The sequence below is a fragment of the Nocardioides sp. CCNWLW216 genome, assembly GCF_037120545.1.
Lineage (GTDB): Bacteria > Actinomycetota > Actinomycetes > Propionibacteriales > Nocardioidaceae > Nocardioides > Nocardioides lianchengensis.
The window spans coordinates 858,806-884,907 of sequence record NZ_JBBBBJ010000001.1 but is presented as its reverse complement, the minus strand read 5'-3'; the positions used below and the strand labels follow the sequence as shown (position 1 = coordinate 884,907).

General features: G+C 73.5%; 26 protein-coding genes. 11 read left to right on the top strand and 15 right to left on the bottom strand.

What is annotated here, in order from left to right; translation table 11 throughout:
- Positions 1 to 135: 135 nt before the first annotated feature.
- Complete coding sequence (locus V7S47_RS04180; RefSeq protein ID WP_336560391.1) at positions 136 to 1,407, bottom strand: PucR family transcriptional regulator; 1,272 nt, start codon at positions 1,405 to 1,407, stop codon at positions 136 to 138.
- A 75-nt stretch (positions 1,408 to 1,482) separates the two neighbouring features.
- Here V7S47_RS04180 and V7S47_RS04175 point away from each other — a divergent pair, with 75 nt between their 5' ends.
- The 3 genes from V7S47_RS04175 to V7S47_RS04165 are packed head-to-tail and all read left to right on the top strand — an operon-like array spanning position 1,483 to position 4,942.
- Positions 1,483 to 2,172 (top strand): oxamate carbamoyltransferase subunit AllH family protein, encoded by a 690-nt coding sequence (locus tag V7S47_RS04175; RefSeq protein ID WP_336560390.1) that lies wholly within the window; start codon positions 1,483 to 1,485, stop codon positions 2,170 to 2,172.
- On the top strand, positions 2,169 to 3,557 hold the full coding sequence (locus V7S47_RS04170) for an FdrA family protein (protein ID WP_336560389.1): 1,389 nt from the start codon (positions 2,169 to 2,171) through the stop codon (positions 3,555 to 3,557). The genes V7S47_RS04175 and V7S47_RS04170 overlap by 4 nt, the downstream gene beginning before the upstream one ends.
- Positions 3,554 to 4,942, top strand: coding sequence for a DUF1116 domain-containing protein (locus tag V7S47_RS04165; RefSeq protein WP_336560388.1), 1,389 nt, complete (start codon positions 3,554 to 3,556; stop codon positions 4,940 to 4,942). Before V7S47_RS04170 ends, V7S47_RS04165 begins: the two co-directional genes overlap by 4 nt.
- Here V7S47_RS04165 and V7S47_RS04160 read toward each other — a convergent pair.
- Both V7S47_RS04160 and V7S47_RS04155 read right to left on the bottom strand, forming a co-directional pair.
- Positions 4,926 to 5,111 (bottom strand): hypothetical protein, encoded by a 186-nt coding sequence (locus V7S47_RS04160; RefSeq protein WP_090850687.1) that lies wholly within the window; start codon positions 5,109 to 5,111, stop codon positions 4,926 to 4,928. The two genes, V7S47_RS04165 and V7S47_RS04160, sit on opposite strands and share 17 nt — an antisense overlap.
- A 56-nt stretch (positions 5,112 to 5,167) precedes the next feature.
- Entirely contained in the window at positions 5,168 to 6,958 is a 1,791-nt protein-coding gene (locus V7S47_RS04155) for an endo-1,4-beta-xylanase (RefSeq protein WP_336560387.1), read from the bottom strand.
- A 308-nt stretch (positions 6,959 to 7,266) separates the two neighbouring features.
- On the opposite strand from V7S47_RS04155, the gene V7S47_RS04150 reads away from it, so the two are divergent.
- Positions 7,267 to 9,627: an SCO7613 C-terminal domain-containing membrane protein gene (locus V7S47_RS04150; RefSeq protein WP_336560386.1), complete on the top strand. Its 2,361-nt coding sequence runs from the start codon at positions 7,267 to 7,269 to the stop codon at positions 9,625 to 9,627.
- Between the two features lie 6 nt (positions 9,628 to 9,633).
- On the opposite strand, the gene V7S47_RS04145 is transcribed toward V7S47_RS04150, so the two are convergent.
- From V7S47_RS04145 to moeZ, 3 genes are all read right to left on the bottom strand, one after another.
- Positions 9,634 to 9,939: an MGMT family protein gene (locus V7S47_RS04145; protein WP_336560385.1), complete on the bottom strand. Its 306-nt coding sequence runs from the start codon at positions 9,937 to 9,939 to the stop codon at positions 9,634 to 9,636.
- A gap of 46 nt (positions 9,940 to 9,985) precedes the next feature.
- A complete protein-coding gene (locus V7S47_RS04140; RefSeq protein WP_336560384.1) occupies positions 9,986 to 10,867 on the bottom strand; it encodes a S1C family serine protease in 882 nt (293 codons plus the stop codon).
- A gap of 128 nt (positions 10,868 to 10,995) precedes the next feature.
- Entirely contained in the window at positions 10,996 to 12,195 is a 1,200-nt protein-coding gene (gene moeZ / locus V7S47_RS04135; RefSeq protein WP_090850677.1) for an adenylyltransferase/sulfurtransferase MoeZ, read from the bottom strand.
- 210 nt (positions 12,196 to 12,405) lie between these two features.
- Between moeZ and V7S47_RS04130 the strand changes: the two genes are divergently transcribed.
- The 3 genes from V7S47_RS04130 to V7S47_RS04120 are packed head-to-tail and all read left to right on the top strand — an operon-like array spanning position 12,406 to position 13,560.
- Positions 12,406 to 12,993, top strand: coding sequence for a TetR/AcrR family transcriptional regulator (locus V7S47_RS04130; protein WP_090850675.1), 588 nt, complete (start codon positions 12,406 to 12,408; stop codon positions 12,991 to 12,993).
- A 36-nt stretch (positions 12,994 to 13,029) separates the two neighbouring features.
- Positions 13,030 to 13,251 carry a DUF3107 domain-containing protein gene (locus V7S47_RS04125; RefSeq protein ID WP_090850673.1) on the top strand — a complete coding sequence of 74 codons (222 nt, stop codon included), beginning with the start codon at positions 13,030 to 13,032 and terminating at the stop codon, positions 13,249 to 13,251.
- Between the two features lie 36 nt (positions 13,252 to 13,287).
- The gene (locus V7S47_RS04120; protein ID WP_336560383.1) at positions 13,288 to 13,560 is read left to right on the top strand and encodes a hypothetical protein; all 273 of its coding nucleotides are present in this window, start codon (positions 13,288 to 13,290) and stop codon (positions 13,558 to 13,560) included.
- Between the two features lie 51 nt (positions 13,561 to 13,611).
- Here V7S47_RS04120 and V7S47_RS04115 read toward each other — a convergent pair whose 3' ends face one another.
- Complete coding sequence (locus tag V7S47_RS04115; protein ID WP_336560382.1) at positions 13,612 to 14,313, bottom strand: ferritin-like fold-containing protein; 702 nt, start codon at positions 14,311 to 14,313, stop codon at positions 13,612 to 13,614.
- A gap of 239 nt (positions 14,314 to 14,552) precedes the next feature.
- On the opposite strand from V7S47_RS04115, the gene V7S47_RS04110 reads away from it, so the two are divergent.
- Complete coding sequence (locus tag V7S47_RS04110) at positions 14,553 to 15,944, top strand: DEAD/DEAH box helicase (RefSeq protein ID WP_336560433.1); 1,392 nt, start codon at positions 14,553 to 14,555, stop codon at positions 15,942 to 15,944.
- 70 nt (positions 15,945 to 16,014) lie between these two features.
- Here V7S47_RS04110 and V7S47_RS04105 read toward each other — a convergent pair whose 3' ends face one another.
- Together V7S47_RS04105 and V7S47_RS04100 are read right to left on the bottom strand one after the other, a co-directional pair.
- A complete protein-coding gene (locus V7S47_RS04105; RefSeq protein ID WP_336560381.1) occupies positions 16,015 to 16,710 on the bottom strand; it encodes a L,D-transpeptidase in 696 nt (231 codons plus the stop codon).
- Positions 16,707 to 17,507 (bottom strand): ParA family protein, encoded by an 801-nt coding sequence (locus V7S47_RS04100; RefSeq protein ID WP_336560380.1) that lies wholly within the window; start codon positions 17,505 to 17,507, stop codon positions 16,707 to 16,709. The genes V7S47_RS04105 and V7S47_RS04100 overlap by 4 nt, the downstream gene beginning before the upstream one ends.
- 60 nt (positions 17,508 to 17,567) lie before the next feature.
- Between V7S47_RS04100 and V7S47_RS04095 the strand changes: the two genes are divergently transcribed.
- The gene (locus tag V7S47_RS04095) at positions 17,568 to 18,338 is read left to right on the top strand and encodes an SDR family NAD(P)-dependent oxidoreductase (protein ID WP_336560379.1); all 771 of its coding nucleotides are present in this window, start codon (positions 17,568 to 17,570) and stop codon (positions 18,336 to 18,338) included.
- A gap of 207 nt (positions 18,339 to 18,545) precedes the next feature.
- Here V7S47_RS04095 and V7S47_RS04090 read toward each other — a convergent pair whose 3' ends face one another.
- The 5 genes from V7S47_RS04090 to V7S47_RS04070 all read right to left on the bottom strand — a co-directional run bounded on the left by V7S47_RS04090 (position 18,546) and on the right by V7S47_RS04070 (position 21,684).
- Complete coding sequence (locus V7S47_RS04090) at positions 18,546 to 19,160, bottom strand: MarC family protein (RefSeq protein WP_090850661.1); 615 nt, start codon at positions 19,158 to 19,160, stop codon at positions 18,546 to 18,548.
- Entirely contained in the window at positions 19,160 to 20,032 is an 873-nt protein-coding gene (locus V7S47_RS04085; RefSeq protein ID WP_336560378.1) for a PHP domain-containing protein, read from the bottom strand. The genes V7S47_RS04090 and V7S47_RS04085 overlap by 1 nt, the downstream gene beginning before the upstream one ends.
- Before the next feature lie 69 nt (positions 20,033 to 20,101).
- On the bottom strand, positions 20,102 to 20,737 hold the full coding sequence (locus tag V7S47_RS04080; RefSeq protein WP_336560377.1) for a DUF6758 family protein: 636 nt from the start codon (positions 20,735 to 20,737) through the stop codon (positions 20,102 to 20,104).
- Positions 20,738 to 20,768: 31 nt separating this feature from the next.
- On the bottom strand, positions 20,769 to 21,329 hold the full coding sequence (locus V7S47_RS04075; RefSeq protein ID WP_336560376.1) for a histidine phosphatase family protein: 561 nt from the start codon (positions 21,327 to 21,329) through the stop codon (positions 20,769 to 20,771).
- Between the two features lie 94 nt (positions 21,330 to 21,423).
- Positions 21,424 to 21,684, bottom strand: a complete 261-nt coding sequence (locus V7S47_RS04070) for an amphi-Trp domain-containing protein (RefSeq protein ID WP_336560375.1) — start codon at positions 21,682 to 21,684, stop codon at positions 21,424 to 21,426.
- 54 nt (positions 21,685 to 21,738) lie between these two features.
- Between V7S47_RS04070 and V7S47_RS04065 the strand changes: the two genes are divergently transcribed.
- Positions 21,739 to 22,788 carry a hypothetical protein gene (locus tag V7S47_RS04065; RefSeq protein ID WP_336560374.1) on the top strand — a complete coding sequence of 350 codons (1,050 nt, stop codon included), beginning with the start codon at positions 21,739 to 21,741 and terminating at the stop codon, positions 22,786 to 22,788.
- A gap of 37 nt (positions 22,789 to 22,825) precedes the next feature.
- Here the strand turns inward: V7S47_RS04065 and V7S47_RS04060 are convergent, their stop codons facing one another.
- A complete protein-coding gene (locus V7S47_RS04060; RefSeq protein WP_336560373.1) occupies positions 22,826 to 24,799 on the bottom strand; it encodes a CASTOR/POLLUX-related putative ion channel in 1,974 nt (657 codons plus the stop codon).
- Between the two features lie 98 nt (positions 24,800 to 24,897).
- Here V7S47_RS04060 and V7S47_RS04055 point away from each other — a divergent pair, with 98 nt between their 5' ends.
- A complete protein-coding gene (locus V7S47_RS04055; RefSeq protein ID WP_336560372.1) occupies positions 24,898 to 26,058 on the top strand; it encodes an MFS transporter in 1,161 nt (386 codons plus the stop codon).
- The last annotated feature ends 44 nt before the right edge of the window (positions 26,059 to 26,102 follow it).

Below are 26,102 nucleotides of genomic sequence, written 5' to 3'. Positions count from 1 at the left end.
CAACCCCCCCCCCCCCCCCCCCCCCCCCCCCCCCCCCCCCCCCCCCCCCACCCCGACCGCCGCCGCCCCCACCACCCCCCCCCCCCCCCCCCCCCCCCCCACCACTGGTGCTGACTCGGCGAGGAGGGCCCTAGGTCAGGTGGCGATCTCCAGGACCCGGAGGGCGACGGCGACGTCGAGGCGCAGGTGCGGGTCGGAGGACAGCGGGCCGAGGAGCCGCTCCAGCTTCGCGACCCGGTAGCGCATCGTGTTGTAGTGGAAGAACTGGACCCGGGCGGCCTCGGCCACGTTGAAGTTGGTGTCGAGCAGCACCTGGAGGGTCTCGCGCAGATCGGCGGCCTCCGTCGTGGAGGTCGCCAGCGGGCCGAGCACGTCACGGGTGAAGGCCTGGAGCTCGCGGTCGTCGGTGATCAGCGCGATCAGCCGGTGCAGGCCCAGCTGGTCGAAGAACGTCGTCGAGCCGCCGCCGTGCACCCGGCGGCCGACCTCGACCGCCCGGCGGGCCTGGGCGTAGGCGCCCGGCACTTCCTCCAGGTCGACGGCCACCCGGCTGACCCCGACGGAGAACGGCCGGCGGCCCCCACCCTTGTCACCGGCGACCCCCGTCACCATCCGTCGTACGACGGCCTCGCCCGCCACCGTCTCGTCGGCACCGGTCGGGACCGGGAGCAGGCTGACCACCTCGGAGGAGAAGTCGACGCAGGGGATGCCGGCGTCGACGCCCCGGCCGACCTGGCGCCACGCGGCCGCGAACCGCTCCTGCCACTGCCGCCGGACCGCCCGCGCGACCGGGGCGTCGTCCGGGCCGGGCGGGTCGATCTCGGCCGCCACCACGACGACCGGCCGGCGCAGGTCCCAGCCGAAGGTGTCGGCGTGCTCGGCGACGTACTCCTCGCCGCCCGCGCGCCGGAGGAACACGTCGCGCAGGAAGTCGCCCTGGTACTTGTTCTCGACCGCCGACACCGCCTGCTCACGGGTGATGACCAGCGCGGCGATCGCGGCCGCCCGCTCGAGCGCGTGCACGTCGTCGGAGGAGATGGGTGCGCCCGGTCGTACGCACACCAGGCGGGCCAGGTCGGTGCCGGCCGCCGCGACTCGCAGGGTGCGCACCTCGCCGTCCCCGACGACGACCCCGTGGCCGCCGATCCGCTCCACCCGGACCCGCCCCGAAGGATCGACCAGGTCGTGCGCGGCCAGCTGGGCCCGTTGCTCGTCGACCAGCGCGCCCGCACGCTCGCGACCGTCGGTCGAGGTCACCAGGATGCCGACGTCGAGGACCCGCGCGACCTCGGCGGCGATCCCGCGGAGGTCGCCTCCCTCGAGGGCGATCTGGGTCAGCCCCGTGTGGAGCGCGTCGACCCGGGCTAGCGCCTCGGCGGCGCCGTCGTCTCCGTTGCCTATCAACATGTGCACCCTTCCGCTCGACGCGTTGGCACATCCTCACATGGGGCCACCCTAGAGCGACCCGCTAGCGTCGTCCGGGTGAGGCCCCTTCCGGTCAGTGCCCCGCCACGTGTCCACGAGCGCCTCCGCGCCGCGCCCGACGGCCCGGTCCCGGTGCTCCACCGCGGCCCGCACGCCGTCTACGTCGACCTGCACGGCTGGTGCACCGGCGTCGTCGACGCCCGCGCCGCCCTGGTGCCCTGCGCGATGCGCGCCGCGACCGGGGCGCTCGCCGACCTGCCCGCCCGCTCGGCGGAGGTCCGCGACGGGGTGCTCCACCTCGACGACCGGCCGCTGGCCGTGGGGCGCTTCGCGCGGGTCACCGTCCCGCGGATCGCGCTCGACACTGATCGGCCCGCCCCGCTCGGCACCGCCGAGGTCCGCACACTGGTCGGGGCCGGCGACGGCCTCACGCCGTACGGCGACGACCAGCTCTGCGGCTGGCTCGCCGTGCACCGCGCGGCCGGGGTCCCGACCCCGGAGGTCGATGCGGCTGTGCGGGCGATGGCCTACCGCACCACCCTGCTCTCCGCGACCCTCCTCGACTGCGCCCTGCACGGCGAGGTGCTGCCCGAGTTCGGCGACTGGCTCCAGGTCGTCGGCACCCCCGCCGAGCGCGGACGGGCCGCCGCCCTGGCGGCGATCGGCCACACCTCCGGTCGGGGGCTGCTGACCGGCGGCCGCCGCGCCCTCGCCGGCCTCGGCCGCCGCTCGGGGACGGCCGCATGAGCAGCACGTACGTCGAGCTGCGCCCCGGCGCCTACGCCGACTCGGTCGCCCTGCTCCAGGTCAGCCGCAGCGTCCAGCAGGTCGACGGCGTGCTCGCCGCCCAGGTCGCGATGGCCACCGCGCTCAACCTCGAGGTCCTCGCCGAGATGGGCTTCGACGTCCCGTCCGAGGCGACCACGAACGACCTGGTGGTCGCGGTCCGGGTCGAGGACGAGACGGTCCTCGAGCGGGCCCTGGCCGCGGTCGCCGAGGCACTGGCCGAGACCCGCCGTCGTACCACCGGCGGCGACGCCGGCCTCGCCCCCCACCGCACCACCGCGACCGCGCTGCGCGAGCAACCCGGTGGCCTGGTCCTGGTCTCGGTCGCCGGCCAGCACGCGCTGGTCGAGGCCATGGACGCCCTCGACGCGGGCAGCGACGTCATGGTCTTCAGCGACAACGTCCCGCTCGACCACGAGATCGCCCTCAAGCGGGCCGCCGCCGAGCGCGGGCTGCTGGTCATGGGACCCGACTGCGGCACCGCGGTCGTCGACGGCGTCGGGCTCGGCTTCGCCAACGTCGTCCGTCCCGGCCCGGTGGGCCTGGTCGCCGCGTCCGGCACCGGCTGCCAGCAGCTGCTCGCCCTCCTCGACCATGCGGGGGTCGGGGTCTCCTCCGCGCTCGGCGTCGGGGGCCGCGACCTCTCCTCCGAGGTCCGTGGCCTGGCCACCCGGGAGGCGATGCGCCGCCTCGACCGCGACCCGTCCGTCGAACTGATCGTGCTCGTCTCCAAGCCCCCGGCCGACGACGTCGCCGCCGAGATCGAGGAGTACGCCGCCACCCTCGCCACCCCGGTCGAGCACGCGCTGCTCGGTCCCGGCCGCCCCGACCTGACCGCCGCCGCCGAGGCGGTGCTGCGGCGGCTCGGCCACGCCGTACCCGCCTGGCCGGTGACGGGCGCGGCCGGCCCGGCCGACGGCGTGATCCGGGGCCTGTTCGTCGGCGGCACCCTCGCCTCCGAGGCCCGGCTGATCGCCGGCACCGACGCCGGCCACACGTTCGTCGACTTCGGCGACGACGAGTACACCGCCGGCCGCGCGCACCCGATGATCGACCCGACGCTGCGCCTGGAGCACCTCGCGCGGGCGGCCGCCGACCCGGCCACGGGCGTCCTCCTGCTCGACGTCGTGCTCGGCCACGGCGCCGAGCCCGACCCCGCCGCACTCCTCGCCCCGGCGCTCACCGGCCTCGGGAAGCCGGTCGTGATCGCGGTCGTCGGCACCACGGGCGACCCCCAGGGCCTGGACCGCCAGGTCCGGGCGCTCGCCGACACCGGGGCCGAGGTCCACCTGTCCAACGCCGGCGCCACCCGGCGCGCGCTCGAGCTCGTCGGAGGACCCCTGTGACCACGATCGTCAACGTCGGGGCCGACCTGTTCGCCGACGCCGTGGCGGGGCAGGCCGTCGACGTCGAGCGGGTCGACTGGCGGCCCCCGATGCCCGGCACCGAGGCCGACCTGGCCATCGTCGCCGCCGATCCCCGCCGCCAGGACGCCAATCGTCGGGCGCTCGAGGCGGTGCTCGGCGTGACCGCCCGGCTGGTCGACGTCGCCCCGGCGGGCGAGGTGCTCGGCCTGCAGCGCGGCGAGTTCCTGCACGCCGGTCCGCCGATCGACTGGGCCCGCGCGTCCGGTCCGCTGCGCGGCGGGCTGATGGCCGGCGCGGCGCTCGAGGGGCTGGTCGACGACCCCGAGGACGCCGTCGCGCTCTTCGAGGCCGGCAGCTCGGTCAGCCTCGAGCCGTGCCACCACCGGGCCACCGTCGGGCCGATGGCCGGCGTGGTGACGCCGAGCATGTGGATGTTCGTGCTGGAGGACCCGGCCACCGGTCGTCGTACGCACTGCTCGCTGAACGAGGGCCTCGGCAAGGTGCTCCGGTACGGCGCCTACTCCCCCGAGGTCCTGACCCGGCTGCGCTGGATGGGCGACGTGCTCGGTCCGCTGCTGCAGGCCGCCGTCCGGGCGACCGAGCCGGTCGACGTGACCGGCATCCTCACCCAGATGCTGCAGATGGGCGACGAGGCCCACAACCGCAACCGCGCCGGCACCCTGATGCTGCTGCGCGACCTCGCGCCGGCCATGGTCCGCAGCGGCCTGGACGCCGCCGACGTGGCGGAGGGGATGCGCTTCGTCGGCGCCAACGACCACTTCTTCCTCAACCTGGCCATGCCCGCCTGCAAGCTGGCCCTCGACGCCGCCCGCGGGATCGAGGGCTCGACGATGGTCGTCGCCATGGCCCGCAACGGCACCGACTTCGGCATCCAGGTCGCCGGCACCGGCGACGAGTGGTTCACCGGCCCGGCCCAGGTGGCCGACGGCCTCTACCTCGGCGACTACGGCCCCGACGACGCCAATCCCGACATCGGCGACTCGGCCATCACCGAGACTGCTGGCATCGGCGGCTTCGCCATGGCGACCGCGCCCGCGATCGTGCGGCTCGTCGGTGGCACCGTGCCCGACGCGCTCGCGACCACCCGTCGGATGCACGAGATCACCCTCGGTGAGAACCCGCGCTGGTCGGTCCCGGTCCTCGACTTCCAGGGCACCCCGACCGGCATCGACGTGACCCGGGTCTGCCGCACCGGGATCCTGCCGCAGATCAACACCGGCATGGCCGGGCGGGTCGCCGGCACCGGCCAGGTCGGCGCCGGGCTCGTCACGCCGCCGGCCGAGATCTTCCCGCAGGCGCTGGCCCGGTTGGCCGAGCTGGCTCGGACTACGTCTTCGTCCTGAACGCCGCGACGATCCCGAAGACCGCACCGGCCGCGGCGCCGATCCCGACGCCGAAGCCCAGGCTGGTCGGGATGTCGTCGATCATGAAGCCGTAGACGATCCCGCCGACGAGGCCGACCAGCACACAGGTCCCGATCGCGGTGAACACGTTCGTGAAGAGGGTGATCATGGGCCCCGAGTACCCGCACCCACCCCCGTCGAGTACGTCGCCGCCGACCGCGACCCCTACCGAGCGACGGCCCGGCGCATGGCCGGCATCGCGGGGCGCTCGACGATACGTCCGTTGCCCCGCTGCCGGGTCGGCGCGTCGTCGCCGATTCCGCCCTCCGGGGTCGTCGTGAAGTACCACTCGTTGCTGGTCGCGCCCCACATGTTGAAGCCGAGGCAGCTCGTGGAGTGCAGGCAGGCGCCGATCAACGTGGCGTAGACCGCGGCCTGGGTCCGGGCATCGCCGTTCTGCGCCACCGAGGCCTCCGAGACGCGCACCTGGACGCCGAGGTCGGCGAACTCCTGGAAGATCCCCGGGAGGCTCCCGCCCAGGATCGCCTCCATCACCTCGTCGTCGTCCAAGGTGTCCTCGTCGAAGTGAGCCTGCAGGCCGACATAGTCGACGGTGCCCCGCGGCAGTCGCCTCAGCAGATCGATCACCGCCTGGCGCCGGACGCGATCCGTCTCGATGGACCAGTCGTTCAGGCCGAACTCGCCGTCGCGATGGGCGGCCCGGGCGGCCTTGAACGCCTCCTCGATGTAGCTCTCACCGATCGCCCGGTACCAGATGGTGTCCTGGTTGAGGCGACCCCAGTGATCGGGATCGAAGGGCTCGTTCACCACGTCCCAACGCTTGATCAGGCCATGACCGTGTCGACCGTCGTAGCGTCGTACGACCGTGGTGATGTGCGCCCGCATGATCGCGAGGGCCTCGTCCCTGCTGGCTCTTCTCAGGGTCCGGTGGAGCCACCGGGGGTAGGCCTCACCGAAGATCAGGGCGTGCCCCTGCACCTCGAGGTCATGCCGCTCGGCGAACGCGACGAGCGCGTCGAGCTCACCGAACTGGAACGCGCCCCGACGAGGTTGGAGCGCCTGGAACTTGGCCAGCGTCTCGGTCTGGATCTCGTTGAAGTTGCGCAGGACGTACCTCGTGTACGCGGGGTTGGCGAGCAGCTGCGCCAGGTCCACCGCCGTCCCGATCTGCTTGTCGCCGCGGCCACGGGCGGCGGCCAGCGAGGCCAGGCCGGTGCGGCTCGGCGTCACCCGGGCGAACGGGTCTCTTGCCAGGTCGGTGATCCGCAGCCTGGTGCGCCCGAGAGGATGGACGTCCAACGCGCTGACGACGAACCTCCTCGCGGCGCTCATGCCGAACCAGACCTGGTCCTCGAACACCTCGCGTCGCACCGGGAACCTCTGGCCGTCGACCGCGACCGTCAGCCGGCGGTCGAGCTGCCGCAGCGTGATCTGCGCCTGGCTCGTCCTCGGGCCTTCGAGCCTCATCCTCAGGCGGCGGGGCCGGCGATCCTCGCCGTTCCAGATCCTCAACGTGGCCACCGACCTCGTGAGGGACACGTCGATGCCGGCCTGGTGTTCGACGCGCTCGTCGAAGCGCCGGTTCGGCCCGCTCAGGAACGAGATGGTCGCGGCGCCGCGGATGCGCTGGAGTCGAGCAGTGATGCCGACATCGTTCTTCCGGGTCAGGACGACGTGCGGACCGGCCAACGCCACGGGCGGGTTCGGCTGATAGGTCGGCTGGCGCGTCTTCTGGTCCTCAGGAGACGTGCGGAGCGTCGCGAGGCCGGTGCGAGCGACGTGGAGCTTGCCGTTCCGGGCCGAGACGCCCGGCACGTAGCGCCAGTCGCTCGCTCGGAGCACACTCTGCCCGCGTCTCTCCGCGGCCGGGTGGGACACCGCCGCCGGCGTGACCTCCGGTAGCTCCGCCGCCTGCGTGGTGCGGTCGATCCTGACGCCGGACCAGCCCGCCAGGATCACCGCGCACACCCCCGCGGCCAGGGCCCTGCTCAGCACGGACGACGACCGAGGCTCGACGGCACGGTCGTCGCCGCCCTCCCGGGCGCGGGACTCAGGGCGGTGCGCGCTGTCGATGGCGTCGGGATCACGTGACGAAGAACGGTCAGAGCTCGATCGACCTGAGCGGAGCATCACGACATCCTGACGACAGACGTGGGACGGGGCGGACAGCTCGATGATGCAGCACCCGGCTCGCCGCGTCCCCCGGGGCCCGGGGCCCGGGGCCCGGGATGAGCATGCGTACTCAGGGCGACTGAAGTACGACGCCGCTCCCCGGCGCCCGCGCGCTGCGGCTGGATGGACGCATGCGCTTCTACGACCCCACGCGGTGCCCCGACTGCGGGGCCGGGCTCCCGGCTCCTCCGGCCCACGCCGACGCCTGCCCCTCCTGCGACCTCCGCCTGAGCGGCCAGACCGCGGTCCAGCTGCAGAGCGCACTGCGGTACGCCGACCAGCTGCTCGCCCAGCTCCGTCGGCCCGCACCGGCGGCGGCGGCGCCGTACCCCGCTCCGGCGGTGGCGGCCCCGGTCTCCCGCGGCCCGCGCGTCAGCTCGGTGCCGGCGGTGCTGCTCGGCCTGGGCGCGCTGTGCCTGCTGGTCGCGGCGATGGTCTTCCTGGCGGTGGCCTGGTCCTGGCTCGGCGTCGGCGGTCGTACGGCGGTCCTGGTCGGCCTGACCGCGGGCAGCGGCGCGGCCGGGCTGCTGCTCGGCGGGCGCGGCCTGCGGGTCGCCGCCGAGACGCTGAGCGTGGTCGCGCTCGGCCTGGTCCTGCTCGACGTCGCGGGCGCGGGTCGGGCCGGCTGGCTCGGCACCCAAGCGGGCAGCGTCCCGCCCGAGGCGTACGGCGTCGCGCTGGCCGTGGCCGGTCTGCTCCTGCTGGCCCACCCGCTGCGCCTCGTCGCCCCGCAGCTGGCTGTCGGGGCCGGGCTCGGCACTGTCGTGGCGGCCCAGGCGGCCGACGGCGACCAGGTCCGGCTGGTCCTGCTGGCCGGCGTCCTCTCGTACGCCGCGCTGGCCTGGCTCGGCCGCCTGCTCGCGGCCCGCGCCCTGCCGTGGGTCGCGCTGGCCGGCGGCGCGCTGTGCTGGAGCGCGCTGCTCGTCACCGGGTTGCTGGTCGCCGCCGACGACCCCTCCCTGCGCGGCCTCTGGCTCGGCGGCGGCGCGGTGACGCCGCTGGCCGCCGCCGCCCTGCTGGCCCTGCCGGTGGCGTTCCTGCCGACCCTCCGCCCCCTCCTGCTCGGCTGCCTCGCGCTCGCCGCGACGGTGCTGACCGGCGTGCTGCTGCTGCCCGCCGTCGACGAGTCCGCGACGGTGCAGCTGCTCGCCGCCGCGGCGGCGTCGCTCGGCTGGTCCGCCGCGGCCGTGGCGCTCCCCCGCCGGTGGCGCGAGCCGGTGCTGCCGCCCGCCGTGCTGCTGGCCCTGCCGCTGGCCGGCGCGGTGCTGACCCTGGCCGGTGAGGCCGCGGTCCGCGCGACGACGCTGGGCGCCCCGTTCACGCAGGACGCCCAGGTCCGGCTCGCGCCGTCCGTGGGCGACCCGCACCCCGTCGTCCTGCTGGCCGCCGCCGTCGCGCTGCTCGCGGCCGGTCTCGCCGGCCTGCCGGCCGCCGAGCGGCCGCGGCTGCTCCGCTGGGCCGCCGTGCCGCTGGCGCTGGTGGTGCTCGCGACCGTCGCCCTGACCGCCGTCCCGCTCGCGCTGGTCGTCCTGGTCCTCGCCGTCCTCGGCCTGATCGCCCTGCCGGTGCGCAGGCCCGGACCCGCCGCCGTCGGCCTCGGACTGCTCGTGGCCGCCGTGCTCGTCGCGCTGCCCAGCGCGGCCCTGACCACCGGGGCCGCGATCTCGCTGGCCGCGGGCGCGGGCCTGCTCGCGCTCCGGGCCGACGCCACGAGCCGGGTCCTCGGCGGGGCCGGCCTCCCGCCCGCGGTCGCCACCGTCATCTGGGCCGGCGGCGAGGTCGCGGGACTCGACCCGACGTACCGCTCCCTGCTGGTGCTGGTCGTGGTCGCCGCGTTCGCCGTCCCGCGTCCGCGGCCGGAGTTGGAGGTCGCCGCCCTGCTCGCCGCGCTCGCGGCAGCGGCCGGCGGGATCCACACCAGCACCGAGCTCGCGGTCCACCTGACCCTCGCGGGCGGACTGGTCACCACCAGCGCGCTGCTGCACCGCGACCGCCGGCTGCTGGCCTGGCCGGGCGGCGTGCTGCTCGCCGCCGCCACCTGGGTCCGGCTCGCCGAGATCGGGGTGGTCGCCCCCGAGGCCTACACGCTCCCGAGCGCGCTCGCCCTGGTCGCGGTCGGCCTGCACCGGCTGCTGCGTCACCCGGACTCCGACACCAGCACCGCGCTGCTGCCCGGTCTGGGCCTGGCGACCGTCCCGACGCTCGCCTGGGTGCTGGCCGACCCGATCGGCCCGCGGGCGGTGCTGCTCGGGGCCGGGTGCCTGGCCCTGGTGCTGCTCGGCGCCCGGCTGCGCTGGAGCGCGCCGCTGATGGTCGGCGCGGTCGTCGGCTCCGTGGTCGTCCTGCGGGAGGCGGCGCCGTACCTCGCCGAGACCCCGCAGTGGGTCCTCATCGGCACCGCCGGCGCGCTGCTCACCGTGGTCGGCGTGACCTGGGAGCGCCGGGTCGTCGAGCTCCGCCGGGCCGGGACGTACGTCGGCCGCCTGCGCTGAGAACGGTCAGGCCTCCGGCGGCAGCCAGAAGGCGGCCTTGATGTCGACGCTGCCGGAGGGCCGCAGCGGGGTGCCCTCCTCCAGGTAGGTCTGCCGGGCCTCGTCGGAGTGGCTGGGCGGCAGCGAGCCGTCGGCGCGGACCACCCGCCACCACGGGACCCCACCGCCGTGGGTGGCCATCACGTTGCCGACGCGACGCGGACCGAAGCGGCCGATCGCGTCCGCGATGGCCCCGTACGTCGTGACCCGCCCGCGCGGGACCTGCTCGACGACCGCCAGCACCGCCTCGACGTACTCCTCCGGATGACGCACGCCCCCGACCGTAACGGCCGGGGGCGTGCGCGGAGGGAGCGGTCCGTCAGAGGATCGGCGAGAAGGGCTCGGTGCCGTTGACCAGCTGGAGCCCGGAGATGCCGGAGTGCTGCTGGGCGAAGGCCAGCTCCTTGGCGAGGTCGCCGATGTTGTTCGACAGCGGCAGCGGGGCCAGGCCCAGGGTCGACAGGGTGCCGATCGCCTTGCCGTCGGCGCTCACGAAGGCCGAGCCCGAGTCACCGGGGATGCCCGGGGTCACGGTGTAGAGCGGGTGCGACCAGCCACCGTCGGCCGCCGCGTCGCCCAGGCTGATGCCGGTCTTCGGGGACAGCACGGTCAGCCCGCCGCGCAGGCTGGAGTTGCCGTAGGAGTAGACGCGGTCCCCGGCGGCGGTGCCGTCGGCGTCGATGCCGGTCGGGCCGCCCCAGAACGGGATCGACGGGTTCACCTTGGCGACGTCCGCGGCGTCGACCTTGACCAGCGCGAAGTCGTTGTAGGCGCAGGTGTTGGGGTCGGTGGTGCCGAGCTGCTTCTCGGTGAGCCAGGAGGAGTAGGCCAGGGTGCCGGCACCGAGCTGGGTGCCCTCGCTGACCAGGCTGCCGCCCTCGTTGAAGGTGACCCGGGTGCCCAGCGGCAGCGACGCGGCCTGGCAGCCGTCGGTGTCGGTGGCCTCACCGAGGCCGGCGCAGTGCGCGGCGTACCCGACGTAGACCGCGCCCGCGCCGTCGGTGAACACGAAGTTGCCGGTGCACTGGGCACCCTCGGTGTACATCTGCACGCCGGGCGTGATCGTGGCCGAGTCGGCCGGGGCCCAGGCCGCAGCGGCGTCGGCGGTGGCGGGTGTGGCGGTGGCCAGCGCCGTCCCGAGAACGGCGCTGGCCGCCACGGCGACGGCACCGGAGATCCGGCGGGTGGTGAGCTTCAGCAAGGGGTCCTCCTGAGACAGCCGGCGACGTCGCCGGTCGGATCGGATACACCCCTGTAACGCCGACTACCCGTCCGGGTTACGGACGGGTAGTCATTCCGGGCCAGGCCCGGGTGGTCATTCCAGGTGGGTCAGTACGACGGCTGCGAGGGGTCGATCTGGTTGACCCAGGCGACCACGCCACCGCCGACGTGCACGGCGTCGGCGTAGCCGGCACCCTTCACGATCGCCAGCGTCTCGGCGGAGCGGACGCCCGACTTGCAGTGCATGACGACCTGCTTGTCGCTCGGCAGCTTCTCCAGCGCGGAGCCGTTGAGGAAGTCGCCCTTCGGGATCAGCACCGACCCGGGGATCCGGTTGATCTCGAACTCGTTGGGCTCGCGCACGTCGACGAGGACGAAGTCGCGGGTGCCCTCCTCACGCTCCTTGAGCATGTGCTCCAGCGTCGTGACCGAGATCGTCGAGCCCGCGGCGGCGTCGGCCGCCTCGTCGGAGATCGCGCCGCAGAAGGCGTCGTAGTCGATCAGGCCGGTGACGGTGGGGTTCTCGCCGCACAGCGCGCAGTTGGGGTCCTTGCGGACCTTCAGCTTGCGCCACTCCAGCTCGAGGGCGTCGTAGATGACCAGCTTGCCGATGGCCGGGTCGCCGATGCCGGTGAGGACCTTGATGGCCTCGTTGACCTGGATCGAGCCGATCGCGGCGCACAGGACGCCGAGCACGCCACCCTCGGCGCAGCTCGGGACCATGCCCGGCGGCGGCGGCTCGGGGTAGAGGCAGCGGTAGCAGGGCGCGTCGTCCGCCATCGTCGGGGCGAAGACCGAGGCCTGGCCGTCGAAGCGGTAGATCGAGCCCCAGACGTAGGGGATGCCGAGGAAGTACGCCGCGTCGTTGACCATGTAGCGGGTCGCGAAGTTGTCGGTGCCGTCGACGATCAGGTCGTAGCCCTTGAAGATCTCCATGACGTTGTCGTTGTCGAGGCGGACCTCGTGCACGATCACGTCGACGTAGGGGTTCGTCTCGGCGATCGACTCCTTGGCCGACTGCGCCTTGGACTTCCCGATGTCGGACTGCCCGTGGATGATCTGGCGCTGCAGGTTGGACTCGTCGACCTCGTCGAACTCGGCGATGCCGAGCGTGTGCACGCCGGCAGCGGCCAGGTAGAGCAGCGCCGGGCTGCCGAGGCCGCCGGCGCCGATCACGAGGACCTTGGCGTTCTTCAGGCGCTTCTGCCCGCTCATCCCGACGTCGGGGATGATCAGGTGGCGGCTGTAGCGACGCACCTCGTCGATGGTCAGCTCGTCCGCGGGCTCCACCAGGGGCGGGAAGGACACGACTCTCTCCTCGTTGCTAGGTCGTCAACGCTCGGGCAACACCGCGCGTCCCGTCCATGTTCCCCGCGACGCCACGCCCCGTCGTACCGCGTCCCGTCATCCGGACCGCGGCTACGGACGGGTAGGGTTCTGGACGGTTGACCGCTTGGAGGAGCAACAGTGAGCGCAGGGCAGTACGACGTCGAGGGGGCCCGCCCCCGGGGTGGCCGCATGCCGCGGCGCGAGCGGCGCGCCCAGCTGCTCGAGTCGGCGCTCGGCGTCTTCGTCGCGCAGGGCTACCACGCCGCCGCGATGGACGACATCGCCGAGCGGGCCGGAGTGTCCAAGCCGGTGCTCTACCAGCACTTCCCCGGCAAGCTCGACCTCTACCTCGCGCTGCTCGACGTCTCCTGCGACGCGATCATCGACAACTGCCGCCGCGCGCTGGAGTCCACCCAGGACAACAAGCAGCGGGTGGCCGCGACGATCGACGTCTTCTACGAGTACGTCGCCCAGGACACCGGCGCGTTCCGGCTGGTCTTCGAGTCCGACCTGACCAACGAGCCCGCCGTGCGCTCCCACGTCGACCGGGTCACCGCCGAGTGCGCGACCCTGATCGCCGAGGTCATCCACGACGACACCGGCCTGCCCGACGAGGCCTCGCGCCTGCTGGCCGTGTCGCTGGTGGGAATGGCACAGGTCTCGGCCCGGTTCTGGCTCACCGAGGCCGGTGGCATCGCCCAGAACGACGCCGCGGCCCTGGTCGCCGGGTTGGCCTGGCGCGGGATCCGCGGCTACCCCAAGACCGACGAGCACTGACGCAAGCCCGACATCAACTACCTGAAGGAGCACCACGTGGAGGTCAAGATCGGCGTGCAGCACTCGCCGCGCGAGCTGGTGGTCGACACCGACGAGACGGCCGAGAACGTCGAGAAGCTGCTCGCGGACGCCGTGGCGGCCGGAGGCGTCCTCGCCCTGACCGACACCAAGGGCCGCAAGATCATCGTCCCCGCTGCCGGGATCTCGTACGTCGAGGTCGGCGGCGGCGTCGCCGGCCAGGTCGGCTTCCGCAGCTAGCCCGTCCCGACCCGACCGCCCGGAACGACCCGACCGATGATCGTCAGCGACCTGCTGTGGGCCCTGGTGGGCGGCGCGGTCGTCGGCATCCTCGGCAAGTGGCTGGCTCCGCGCGGTCGGGACGAGGTGCCCCTGTGGGTCACCGTCCTGTGCGGGGTCGGCGGGGTGCTGATCGGCAACGCCGTCTACACCAGCATCTGGTCGCCCACGACCCCCGGGTTCGACTGGTGGCGCCACCTCTGGCAGGTCGGCGTCGCCGCCGCCCTGGTCACCCTCGCCGCCGCAGCCGCCGCCCGCCCGCGCCCCTGACCCGTCACTGGATGTCCGCTTCTCGCGGCGTGTCGGTCCGGGATCGACGGGTCAGCTGGCGAGGCCGAGCTCGGCCATCCGCTCGGTGTGCCGGTCGGTGAGGCGGGTGAACATCCGGCCGATCGCGGCCAGGTCGAGGCCCGGGCGGTCGACGCCGCCGGCCAGCAGCGCCGAGAGCGCGTCGCGGTCGGCCGCGACCCGCTGCGCCTGGATCAGCGCCTCCCCCATCAGCCGGCGCCCCCACAGGGCCAGCCGGCCGCCGAGGCGGTGGTCGGCGGCGATGGCGGCCCGCACCTTCTCGACGGCGAAGGCCGCGTGACCGGTGTCCTCCATCGAGGCCACGACCAGGTCGCGGGTGCCGGTGTCGAGGTACGCCGCGATCTCGCGGTAGAAGTCGTCGGCGAGGCCGTCCCCGACGTACGCCTTGACGAGTCCTTCGTACCAGTCCGAGGGCGCGGTGTGCTCGTGGAAGAGGTCGATGGCCTGGCTGAACGGCTGCATCGCCGCGAACGGGTCGGCCCCGAGCTCGGTGAGCCGCTGGTGGATCGAGGCCACCTTCGAGAACTCCTTGCTGGCCATCGTCGCGATGGCCACCTTGTCCTCGAGGGTGGGCGCGAGCTTGGCGTCCTCGGCGAGTCGCTCGAACGCCGAGATCTCGCCGTAGGCGATCACGCCGAGCAGATCGACGACCGCCTCGCGGTAGACCGGGTCCTGGAACGCCAGAGGGGTCTCGTCCGCTGTCGATGGGGCCACGGGCGCACCCTACGATAGAATGGGCGCCGAGAGGGCGCGCCCGCCCCGATGGCGAGCCGCCCGGTATGTGCGCGGCAGACCGCTCCTGAGTCCGCCGCTTCCGACAATCATTCGGTTGATCCCGGCTGACTCACGAAAGCGACAAGATCCTGACCACGTTCCGAGAGCTCGGGGTGCTTCCCGAGATTTGCGACGCGCTCGAGCGCGCCGGCATCACCACCCCCTTCGCCATCCAGGAGATGACCCTCTCCGTCGCGCTGATGGGCACCGACCTGATCGGGCAGGCCCGCACCGGCACCGGCAAGACCCTCGCGTTCGGCATCCCGGTGCTGCAGCGCAGCGTCTCGCCGACCGACCCGGCGTACGCCGACCTGCCCCAGGGCAAGCCGCAGGCCCTCATCGTCGCGCCGACCCGTGAGCTCGCGCTCCAGGTCTCCAGCGACATGTCGGTGGCCAGCAAGGACACCGGCCTCCGGGTCCTGACCGTCTACGGCGGCGTCGGCTACGACACGCAGCTGGAGGCCCTCGAGTCCGGCGTCGACATCGTCGTCGGCACGCCCGGTCGGCTGATCGACCTGGCCAACCGCCGGGCCCTCGACCTGTCCCACGTGCACGCGCTGGTCCTCGACGAGGCCGACGAGATGCTCGACCTGGGCTTCCTGCCCGACGTCGAGCGGCTGCTGCGGATGACGCCCGAGACCCGCCAGACCATGCTGTTCTCGGCCACCATGCCGTCGGCGATCGTGTCGCTGGCCCGCATGCACATGCGGCACCCGATGAACATCCGCGCCGAGTCGTCGTACGAGAACGCGACGGTGCCGGCGACCGCGCAGTTCATCTACCAGGCCCACGACCTCGACAAGCCCGAAATCATCGGCCGGATCCTGCAGGCCGAGGACGTCGAGAAGATCATCGTCTTCACCCGCACCAAGCGGCAGGCCCAGCGGGTCGCCGACGACCTGACCGAGCGCGGCTTCAAGGCCAGCCCGCTGCACGGCGACATGGCGCAGGTGGCGCGCGAGAAGGCGCTGACCAAGTTCCGCGAGGACAAGATCCAGGTCCTGGTCGCCACCGACGTCGCCGCCCGCGGCATCGACGTCCGGGGCGTCTCCCACGTCATCAACTACACCTGCCCCGAGGACGACAAGACCTACGTCCACCGGATCGGCCGCACCGGCCGCGCGGGGGCCTCCGGCATCGCGATCACCTTCGTCGACTGGGCCGACCTGCACCGCTGGAAGATGATCAACAAGGCGCTCGACCTGCCGTTCGACGAGCCGGTCGAGACCTACTCCACCTCCGAGCACCTCTTCCACGACCAGGGCATCGCCCCCGGCACCAAGGGCCGCGTCGTCGACCCTGCCCCCGTCGAGCGCAAGCCGCGCGAGGACCGCGAGCGCCGCGACGGCGACCGCCCCGCGCGCGCCCGCAGCAACCGCAGCCGCACCCGCACCCGCAGCGGCGAGACCGTCGCCGAGAGCTCGGCCCCCGCGGCCGAGGGTGCCCCGGCCGAGGGCGGTGAGCGTCCCGCCGGCGCCAGCCGCAACCGCCGTCGCCGTCGGCGCGGCGGCTCGGGTGGGCAGGGCGGCTCCGGCGAGGGCCAGGCGAGCACCGCCCCGGCCGACGCCTGAGCGTCCCCGATCGATCGACCCGGAGCCCCCGGCGTACCTGGTACGCCGGGGGCTCCGGCGCGTTCCGGGCCTACGCGGTGACGACGACGGTGGTGCCGAGCGGGGCGAAGTCCCACAGGGCGATCGCGTCGGAGCGCTTCTGGCGGATGCAGCCGTGCGACTGCGGGGTGCCGAGCTGGGCCAGGGTCTGCACCCGCTTGCCCTCGTCGACCGGGATGTCGTGGAACCCGATGGCCGCGCCGGTGTCGCCGCGGGTGAAGCGCACGAAGTACTTCATCGTCCCGGAGTCGTCGATGCCGACGGCGTCCTCGGAGCGCGAGTAGACGTCGTACGTGCCGGGGTCGAGGTTGTCGGTGAGGCTCCCCGACGCCAGATAGGTACGGCGGACCTGCTCGTCGTCCTCGATCAGCCACACCCGCTGGCGGCTCTCGCTGAACACGATCCGGCGTCCGCTGCCCGAGTCGGCCGGGAGCGTGGTGTCGGCGGCGGGATCGACCTCGGGCTCGGCCTGCGTCTCGACCTCCGCCTGCGTGTCCGCCTGCGTCTCGGTCGAGGGCGCCGGGGTGCCGCTCGGGGTCGGGTCCGCGGCCGCCGGGGCCGGGTCGTCCCGGGCGATGGCCGCCGACGGGCTCCCGGCGCCGGAGAGCGCCGCCGGCAGCGCGCCGGTGCCGCCGAGCACGGCGACCAGGGTCACGGCGAGCGAGGCGCCGAGCACCGAGATCCGGCCGTAGCGGGGGCGGACCGAGGTCGCCTTGTGACGGCTCACTTCTTCTTCGCCCGCTTGGCCGGCCGGGCCGGCTTGCGCTGCGACCGGGTGACCAGGTTGGCGGCCACCTCGCGGTAGGCGGCCGCGCCCTTGCTGGAGCGGCTGGTGGCCAGGATCGACCGACCCGCGGCGGGCGCCTCGGCGAACTTGATGGTCTTCGGGATCGGCGGCTCGACGACCTCGAGGTCGTAGGTCTCGGAGATGGTCTCCAGGACCGTGCGCGCGTGGGTGGTGCGGCCGTCGTACAGGGTGGGGAGGACGCCCCAGACCTCGAGCCGCTTGTTCGTGAAGCGACGTACGTCGTGGACGGTGTCGAGCAGCTGGCCGACCCCGCGGTGGGAGAGGGTCTCGCACTGCAGCGGCACCAGGACGCCGGTGGCCGCGGTCAGGGCCGCGACGGTCAGGACGCCGAGCGACGGCGGGCAGTCGAGGAGGATCCAGTCGTAGTCGACGTCGAGGTCCTCGATCGCGGTCTTGATCACGTGCTCGCGGCCGGTCCGGGTCAGCAGGTCGGCCTCGGCGCGGGCCAGCTCGATGGTGGCCGGGAGGAGGTCGACGCCGTCCTCGGTCTCGAGGATCACCTCGCCGGGCTCGACGCCCTTCGTGAGGACGTGGTGGACCGACAGCTCGAGGTCCTCGGGATCGACCCCGAGGGAGAAGGTCAGGCAGGCCTGGGGGTCGAGGTCGACGAGCAGCACCGAGTGGCCCAGCTCGGCGAGCGCAGCGCCGATCGAGGCCACCGAGGTGGTCTTGGCGACGCCGCCCTTCTGGTTGGCGACCGCGAGTGTCGTCGTCATCGGGACCATCATGCCCGACGGGGAGGCGCACGACCGGGAGGCCCTGCCAGACTTCACCGCATGTCCTCCAGCACCGGCACCGCCCTCGTCACCGGACCCACCGCAGGCATCGGCCGGTCCTTCGCCGACCAGCTGGCCCGTCGCGGGCACGACCTGGTCCTGGTCGCCCGCGACGTCGCCCGTCTGGAGGAGGTGGCCGGCGAGCTGCGGGCGTCGTACGGCGTGGAGGTGGAGGTGCTCCCCGCCGACCTGACCGACCGCGCCGCGCTTGCCACCGTCGAGGCCCGCCTGCGCGATCCCGCCCGGCCGGTCGAGCTGCTGGTCAACAACGCCGGCTTCGGCCTCAAGCACCGGTTCCTCGACAACGACGCCGACGCCGAGACCGCGATGCTCGACGTGCTGGTGACCGCCGTGCTCCGGCTCAGCCACGCCGCCCTCGGGCCGATGGCCGAGCGCGGCCGCGGGGGCGTCATCAACGTCTCCAGCGTGGCCGCCTTCCTGCCCCGCGGCACCTACGCGGCGGCCAAGGCGTGGGTCAACAGCTTCAGCGAGTGGGCGGCGAACGAGTACCGGCCGCACGGGGTCACCGTCATGTCGCTCTGCCCGGGGTTCACGAAGACCGAGTTCCACGAGCGGATGGACGTCAGCCGGGGTTCGGCGCCCGACTTCCTCTGGCTCGACGCCGACGACCTGGTCGTGCGGGCGCTCGCCGACTACGACAAGGGCCGGGTCTACTCGATCCCCGGCGCGCAGTACAAGGTGATCACCACCGCCGCCCGGCTGGTGCCGAACTCGCTGCTGCAGCGGTTCCAGGCGCTGGGGCGTCGCTGATCCTGCTTGCGGGACCAGGATCGGGCTCGACACGCCGGTCGCGACCTCGACCACCATCAGCGGGTCCGCTGGCGCGTCCCCGCTTCATGGGATCGCGAACACCGGATGGGTTTCGACACGCGGTCCGGCCCTCGCAGGCTCGGGCCGGCGCTCGCTCAACCCTTCGCTCTCGCGGCAGCGCCCTCGTTCCTCGGTCGCTGCCGCCGCTCAGCCCTCTCCGGCGATGAAGGCGCGTACGGCGTCCGCCACCAGCTGGACCGCGATGGCCGAGAGCAGCAGACCGGCGATCCGGGTGACGAGCAGGACGCCGCTCTCGCGGATCAGCCGCAGGATGGGCAGGGAGAACCGCATCGCCGCCCACAGGCAGGCGTGCACGCCGATGACCCCGAGCCCGACCGCGAGGAAGGTGGCGGAGTCGTCGACCTGCTCGACGAACAGCATCGTCGCGACGATCGCGCCGGGGCCGGCCAGCAGCGGGGTGCCGAGGGGCACCAGGGCCACGTTGCCGCCGGTCGAGGCGACCATCGAGTCCTCCTTGCCCGTCAGCAGCTCGAGGGCGACCAGCAGGAGCAGCAGCCCGCCAGCGGCCTGGAGGGCCGGCAGCGAGATGTGCAGGTAGGACAGGATCTGCTGGCCGAAGAAGGCGAAGCAGGTGATCACGAAGAACGACACCGCGACCGCCTGCCAGGCCGCCCGGCGCGCCGTCGCGGCGGACCGGCCGCTGGTCAGGGACAGGAAGATCGGCACGGTGCCGACCGGGTCCATGATCACGAAGAGGGTCACGAAGACCTCGACGAGCAGGACGGTGTCGAGGACGCCCATCAGCGGACCACCGGCGGGGTCTCCCGGCCCGAGGCGGACGCTGCGGCGGCGGCCAGGTCGAGGAGCCGGGCGTATTCCTCGGGGGCGGTGGTGTTCACGCCGAGCTCGTGGTCGAGCTTGCCGGCGCCGTGGTGGTCGCTGGAGCCGGTGACGACCAGCCCGAGGTTGCCCGCGATCGCCCGCAGCTCGGCGCGGGCGGCGGGGTCGTGGTCCTGGTGGTCGACCTCGAGGCCGGACAGGCCGGCGTCCTGGAAGCCGGCCAGGTCGGCCTCGGAGAGCCGGTGCAGGCTCCGGCCCCACGGGTGCGCGACCACGCTCACCCCACCGGCCGCCGCGACCAGCCGGATGGTGTCGAGCAGCGGAGCGGCGTACCGGTCGACGTTGGCGGGCCGGCCGGCGCCGAGGTAGCGGTCGAACGCCTCGGTGCGGTCGCCGACCACACCGAGCGTCACCAGCGCGTCGGCGACGTGCGGACGACCGGTCGCGGCGGTGCCGGGCCCGGCCCGTCGTACGTCGTCCTCGGTGATCTCCACGCCCAGCGAGCGCAGCCGCTCCAGCATCATCGGGACCCGGGCCCGCCGGCCATCGAGGACGGCGTCGAGCTCCGTCACGAGCGGGGTGTACGACGGGTCCGGCAGGTAGGCCAGCAGGTGCACGCCGCGGTGCCCGTGCTTGGTGCTGATCTCCATGCCGCGCACCAGCTCGACGCCGGACCCGGACGCCGCCTCGGCCGCCTCCGACCAGCCCTCGGCCGTGTCGTGGTCGGTGATCGCCAGCACGTCGAGCCCGGCCGCGGCGGCCGCCTGCACGAGCTCGCGAGGGGTCTGGGTGCCATCGCTCGCCCGGGAGTGGGTGTGGAGGTCGATGCGCACCGGCCCAGATTAGTGAGCGATCCGAGCGCGTGCCGATTCCGAACGGGGGTGAACCCGCTCACCAGGCCCTCACCAGGGCGGCCGCGGGCCCCCGAACGGGAGCTCCACCAGCGGCGGACCCACCGTCGACACGTCGCGCAGGATCCAGTCGTCACGCAGCAGCAGCATCGCCGACGCCGGCCGCAGCACGATCCACAGCCAGCGCCCGGCCGCCTCGCCGGCCACCACCGACCGGTCCCACTCCCCCGGTCCGCGGCTGGTCGACACCGGCCAGAGCCGGACCGCCTGGCTGCCGATCCGCACCTGCACCGCCGGCGGCCCCTCGGCGATGTCGGCGCCCGGGTCGTCGTGGTGGGTGCCCGCGATCCGTGCCCCGACGCCGGTGCCGGCCTCCTCGGCCACCACCACGACGTCGACGGGCCCGTCCAGCTCGCTGGTGCCGGACACGCAGGTCATCGTCGCCCGCGGCCGCTCCGGTCCGCCGACCGCGGCGAAGTCGGTGACGGTCCAGCCCGGGCTCAGCGGCCAGGGCAGGTACGTCGGGAAGTGGTCGGCCCGGCGCAGGTGCTCGGCGAACCCGTCGTACGACGGCTCGTCGGGTCGCCACAGCGGGGCGACCGCCCCGTGCTCGGGACACGCGACCAGACCGTCGGCCCCGAGCGCGGCGACCGGGGTGGGGCAGCGGGGGCAAGCGGGGTCGGGCATGGCTACACCGTGGGACGCGACCCCGCCCAGGTCAAGAGTTCCAGCGCAGCACGACGGGGTTGTCGCGCTCCTCGCCGAGCACCGACACGGTGGCCGTGTCGAGCCGGAGCAGCCGCCCCTCGCTGACCGGCAGGCCGAGCCAGCGGGCCGCGAGCGCCCGCAGGGAGTGACCGTGGGCGAAGACCAGCGTGGCCCCGTCGACGGCCCGCGCCCGGGCCACGACGCGGTCCAGGCGCTCCGTGACGTGCGCGGCGGACTCACCGCCCGGCACGGTGTCGGTCCAGACCGACCATCCCGGCCGGGTCTTGCGGATCTCGACGGTGGTGACGCCCTCGTAGTCGCCGTACGCCCACTCGACCAGGTCCTCGTCGACCTCCGCGTCGGCGTACCCGGCCAGCTCCGCCGTACGACGGGCGCGCTGCCGCGGGCTCGTCAGCACCTGCACGAAGTCGACACCGGCCAGCTTCGCGGGCAGCCCGCGCGCGACCTCCTCGCCCTCCGGCAGCAGCGGCAGGTCGGTGACGGAGGTGTGCCGTCCGTCCCGGCTCCACTCGGTCTGCCCGTGCCGCACCAGCCACAGCTCATCTGCCATGGCCCGAGTCTCCCCGCCTGTGGACGAAATCGCCGAGTCGGCGCACATGTGCGCCGACTCGGCGGGGTTCTCCACAGGCGGGTGCCGGCGGGCGTCAGACGACCGGGGTGTCCTCAGCGTCGTCGTCGGACTCCTGGTCGTGGGTCCACTTGAGCTGGAACTCCACCTCCTCCTCGCCATCGCCGCGCTCGTGCTCGATCGAGAACGTCGCGCGGGCCGGCACGCGGAACCGCTCCCCCGCGATCTGGATGCGGAAGGACTCCCCCGTCTCCAGCGCATCGGCCAGCCGCCGCAGCTTGGCGACGACCTCGTCGGTGGCGTAGATCTGCTCGATGTCACGGTCCGGCTTCGTCATGACGCCAGCATGCCGGACCCCTGGGTGCACGAGCGCGGATGCGAGCATGGGGCGATGCGCACACGTGGGGTGGTCGTCGGACTCGTCACCTGCCTGGCCGTGTCCGGCTGCGGGGAGTCCACCGGGAACGCGTCGTACGGCGAGCCCTTCAGGCTGCCGGTCGGGGCGACGGAGTGGGACGTCACCGCCCCGGCCTGGTACCACGACGGCACGCTGCACGTCGGCGAGCAGACCGTCGAGCTCGGGGACGAGGTGGACCGGTTCGTCCTCGGCGCCACCGGCGCGTACTGGATGCACGAGGGCACGCTGATGTTCACCAGCGTGGAGGGGGCGACCGAGGAGGTCGAGGACGTGCGGTGGGGCAACCTCGCCGTGTCGGCGGACCACTCGGTGTTCGCGACCGTCGACCAGTCGCGCGGACCGACCGACCGCTACGACACCCACGTCATCCAGGCCGCGGCGTTCGACACCCGCACCGGCGAGCAGCTCTACCGCACGCCCGACGAGGAACCGGACGACGATGACGACCTGGCCGACCTCTACAGCGAGATCATGCCGCTCCTGCAGGGGGTCAGCGACGAGCTCCTCTTCTTCGACGGCGCGACCATCCGGCTCGCCGACGGCTCGCGCGAGCCGACGACCACCGACGCGGACGGCCTCGAGGTCTTCGAGGGGTACGCCGAGACCCTCTTCCCCCTCGGCTACCACGTCGGCATCGCGGGCCAGGGGCGACACCGTGAGCTGTCCGGCTCCACCCTGTCCGGGGTCGGCCTCCTGTCGCCGGACCGGAGCACGATCTTCGACGTCTCGAGGTGGCCCACCCCCGCGGTCCTCTACGACGAGGCGTCCGGCGACCGGCGCCGGATCGACGCCCCGTGGGACCACTTCACCCTGGCGGGCTGGAGCGACGACGACACGTTCTACGGCGTCGCCGAGCAGATCGACGAGAACCACCTCGTCAACGTGCTCCGCGCACGACAGCTGGTGACCTGCGAGCTGCGCACCCTCGCCTGCACCCCGGTCAGCCCCGTGATCCCGACCGACGACGAGGACTCCGGCGAGCACGCGACCTTCCTGGTGGAGGGCAGCGACCGCCAGCCCTGAGGCCGAACCCGAGGTCAGGCCGGAGGCGGGCCTGAGGTCAGGCCTCCGCGAGCACGACCACCCGGTCGCCGGGCTCCACGACGAGCAGGTCGGACTTGGCCGGGTTCACGGCGACGCCGAAGTCGGCGTCGCCCTCGGCCAGGGCCGCGGACTTGAAGCCGATCGCGGTCTCGCCCCGTCGTACGGCGCCGGCGACGACCGTCGCCCAGGTGACCTCCTGGCCCGCCCGGACGTACCACTCGGCGGGCCGCAGGTAGATCTCGCTGCCCTCGGAGCCGAGCAGCTCGCCGAAGACGCCCTCCAGACGCTGGTCCTCGGAGAGCTGGGTGACGATGAGGCTGACGATCTCGCCGCTGACCACGACGTCGTCGATGTCGGCGACCTGGGCCAGCACCCGGTTGCGGTCGTCGAGCATCTCGCTGACGATCGGCGGCTGCTCCTCGAAGCGGGACACGATGTCGCGCACGTGCAGCAGGGTGACCAGGGTCCGCGCATCGGCGGTCTGGACGTCGAGGTCGTCGGAGTAGCAGAGCACCAGGACCTGGTCGAGACCCTCGACCAGGTGGCTCTCCAGCACGGCGCGATCGGTCGTCGACGCCTGGACGACGCTCACCGCGAGGTTCTGCAGCGCCGGGATCACCGGGACGCCGTACGACGTGACGACCGTGAGGCTCGAGCCCGGCTCGGCGTAGTGGTCGAGCTCGCGCAGCACGATGGCCGCCCGCTCGTTCCAGCCGATCAGCACCGCGGACGTCGCGTGCGCGTCGGTGCCGGTCTCCTCGCCGAGCGCGTCGAGGTCGGGGCGAGCGGTCGCGCGGGCGGTCGCGGACAGCGCGCTGTCGTCCTCGGCGACCACGATCAGGGTCTGCGGGCCGACCAGCGTGTCGGCCGGCGGGTTGAGCTTGGTGCCGTGCTCGCCGACGAGGCCGATGACCGAGGCGTTCTCGAAGAACTGCTGCGCCTCGCCGTACGTCGTGCCCCCGAGGCCGTGGTCCTCGAAGAAGTAGATCTCGTCGCCGTCGTAGTCGAAGAGCTCGGTGTAGACCGCCGCGGCCCCCGACTGCCGGGAGGTCTGCACGACCAGCTTGGCGACCGTCTCGCGGATGTCCAGCAGGGCGGTACGACGGGCGCCGACCAGCCGGGCCGCGGCGAGGTTGCCGGGGTCGCGGATCTCGGCCACGATCCGCGGGCCGGAGTCGGGGTCGGGCACGCCGTGGTTGAGCGCGAGCAGGGTCTTGATGACCTCGGCGTCCGGGTCGTCGGAGTCGGGCGCGAGCAGGATGACCGAGCGGGCGCTGGCCGGCGAGCCGACCGCGAGCTCGTCGAGGTCCATGGGCGAGCCGTTGCGGCACACGAGACGGGTCCCGCGCAGGTCGGGCACCTTGGCGGCCAGCTGCTCCTCCATCTCCACCTTGTCGCGGTCGGCGAGGATCACCACCACCGGCCTCTTGCGGCTCTCGTTGGCCAGGGTCAGCTCGCGCACGATCGTGAAGATCGAGTCCGACCAGCCCAGGATCAGCGTGTGGTCGGTCTCCAGGACCAGCGAGCGCCCGCGGCGCAGGTCGGCGAGCTTCTCGTCGATGCCGGCCGCGATCACGCCGATCAGCGCGCTGACGATGAACAGGCCGCCGATGGTGAGCACCAGCATCGGCAGCAGGAACTTCCACGACAGGTAGCCGTCGCCGGCGATGGTGCCGGGGTCGAGGGCGTGGAACAGGCTCTGGAACAGCTCGCGGAAGAACCCGTCGTCCACGCCGTCGTCGTCCGGGCGGAGTCCGAACACGGTGGTCACGACGGTGAAGAACACGATCAGCGCGAGCGTCGCCACGCTCAGCCAGGCGACCAGCGCCGGCGTGCCCCGCGACATCGAGTTGTCGAACCAGTAGCGGAGCTTGTCCCCGAGGTCCGACTTCGGCGTCGCCGCACCCTTCTTCGGCGAGTTGCCGGCGCTCTTGCGCTCCTGGACCGCCTTCGCGGTACGTCGACGCAGCTGCTGCCCGGTCCGTGCCATCCCCATGTGCTCCTTCAAGAGGTCCTGCCGTGTTCCTACGGCCGAATCGTCTCCCAACTGAGCCCGCCCCGGTGCCGAAACTGACTAGGTTGACGCCCATGCCGCTCTCCCGGTCCCGTGTGGCCGTCGCCGCCGCGTTCCTCGCCCAGGGCCTGGTGCTCCTCAGCCTGACCACCCGGCTGCCCGAGCTGCAGGACGAGTGGGGCCTCTCCGACGTCGCGCTGTCGCTGGTCCTGCTGATGATGATCCTGCTGGCCGGCGTCGGCTCGGTGGTCGCCGAGGCGCTCGCCAAGCGCCGCGACAGCGCGCTGCTGCTGCGGGCCGGGCTGTTGCTCGTGGGCGTCGCCGTCCCCGTCATCTGCCTCGCGCCCACCACGGCGGTGTTCGTCGCCGGCGTCGCGGCGTACGGCCTGGCCCTGGGTGTCGTCGACGCGAGCACCAACATGCAGGCGGTCGCGCTCGAGCACCGCTACGAGCGACCGATCCTGCCGTCGTTCCACGGCGCCTGGACCCTCGGCGGCGTGCTCGGCGCGCTGCTGACCCTGGCCACCTCGGACCTGCCACTGGAGGCCGGTGCCGCCCTCGGCGTCATCCCGCTGGCCGTCGCCTTCGCGGCCTTCCTGCCGCGCGACCACGGCCCGACCGAGCTGGCCGCCCAGGTCGCCGTCCCGTGGCGCCCGATCGTCCTGGTCGGCATCGCGATGGTGCTCTTCTACATGGTCGACACGGCCGTCCAGACCTGGGGACCCCTCTTCCTCGACCACACCTTCAGCACCCCGGAGCGCTACGTCTCGCTCTCCGCGCTCGGCTACCTGCTCGCGAGCGGCGCCGTCCGGATCGCCGGGGACCCGCTCGTACGGCGGTACGGCGCCGTCGCGGTGCTCCGGGTCGGCGCGCTGGTCGGGGCCGCCGCTCTGGCCGTCGTGGTCTTCTCCACGTCGTGGCCGATGGCGGTCGCGGGATTCTCGCTGCTGGGGGCCGGTGTCGCCGTGGTCGCGCCGCTGAGCTTCTCCGCCGCGGCGCGGATCGCGGGCGGCGAGGGCCTCGACCCCGCCGTGCGCCGGGCCCGGGTCGACGCCGTGATCGCCCGCTTCAACCAGTTCAACTACCTCGGCGCGCTGCTCGGCTCGGTCATGACCGGGCTGGTCGGCGCCGACTCGCTGCGGGTCGGCTTCGCCGTCCCGATGGTGCTGGTGCTCGGCATCATCCCGCTCGCCGCGGCCTTCACGCCGCGGGTCGCGGCAGCCGTGAGGACGTGAACCGCGGGACCGGATGGGCTTCGAGACGCGTCAACCTTCGCCCC

What these genes read in the sequence shown, in the direction of transcription:
- V7S47_RS04180 (WP_336560391.1), bottom strand. Translation starts at nt 1,407, where the DNA reads ATGTTGATAGGCAACGGAGACGACGGCGCCGCCGAGGCGCTAGCCCGG.
- V7S47_RS04170 (WP_336560389.1), top strand. Translation starts at nt 2,169, where the DNA reads ATGAGCAGCACGTACGTCGAGCTGCGCCCCGGCGCCTACGCCGACTCG.
- V7S47_RS04160 (WP_090850687.1), bottom strand. Translation starts at nt 5,111, where the DNA reads ATGATCACCCTCTTCACGAACGTGTTCACCGCGATCGGGACCTGTGTG.
- V7S47_RS04150 (WP_336560386.1), top strand. Translation starts at nt 7,267, where the DNA reads ATGCGCTTCTACGACCCCACGCGGTGCCCCGACTGCGGGGCCGGGCTC.
- V7S47_RS04130 (WP_090850675.1), top strand. Translation starts at nt 12,406, where the DNA reads ATGCCGCGGCGCGAGCGGCGCGCCCAGCTGCTCGAGTCGGCGCTCGGC.
- V7S47_RS04120 (WP_336560383.1), top strand. Translation starts at nt 13,288, where the DNA reads ATGATCGTCAGCGACCTGCTGTGGGCCCTGGTGGGCGGCGCGGTCGTC.
- V7S47_RS04110 (WP_336560433.1), top strand. Translation starts at nt 14,553, where the DNA reads ATGACCCTCTCCGTCGCGCTGATGGGCACCGACCTGATCGGGCAGGCC.
- V7S47_RS04100 (WP_336560380.1), bottom strand. Translation starts at nt 17,507, where the DNA reads ATGACGACGACACTCGCGGTCGCCAACCAGAAGGGCGGCGTCGCCAAG.
- V7S47_RS04095 (WP_336560379.1), top strand. Translation starts at nt 17,568, where the DNA reads ATGTCCTCCAGCACCGGCACCGCCCTCGTCACCGGACCCACCGCAGGC.
- V7S47_RS04090 (WP_090850661.1), bottom strand. Translation starts at nt 19,160, where the DNA reads ATGGGCGTCCTCGACACCGTCCTGCTCGTCGAGGTCTTCGTGACCCTC.
- V7S47_RS04080 (WP_336560377.1), bottom strand. Translation starts at nt 20,737, where the DNA reads ATGCCCGACCCCGCTTGCCCCCGCTGCCCCACCCCGGTCGCCGCGCTC.
- V7S47_RS04075 (WP_336560376.1), bottom strand. Translation starts at nt 21,329, where the DNA reads ATGGCAGATGAGCTGTGGCTGGTGCGGCACGGGCAGACCGAGTGGAGC.
- V7S47_RS04070 (WP_336560375.1), bottom strand. Translation starts at nt 21,684, where the DNA reads ATGACGAAGCCGGACCGTGACATCGAGCAGATCTACGCCACCGACGAG.
- V7S47_RS04065 (WP_336560374.1), top strand. Translation starts at nt 21,739, where the DNA reads ATGCGCACACGTGGGGTGGTCGTCGGACTCGTCACCTGCCTGGCCGTG.
- V7S47_RS04060 (WP_336560373.1), bottom strand. Translation starts at nt 24,799, where the DNA reads ATGGCACGGACCGGGCAGCAGCTGCGTCGACGTACCGCGAAGGCGGTC.
- V7S47_RS04055 (WP_336560372.1), top strand. Translation starts at nt 24,898, where the DNA reads ATGCCGCTCTCCCGGTCCCGTGTGGCCGTCGCCGCCGCGTTCCTCGCC.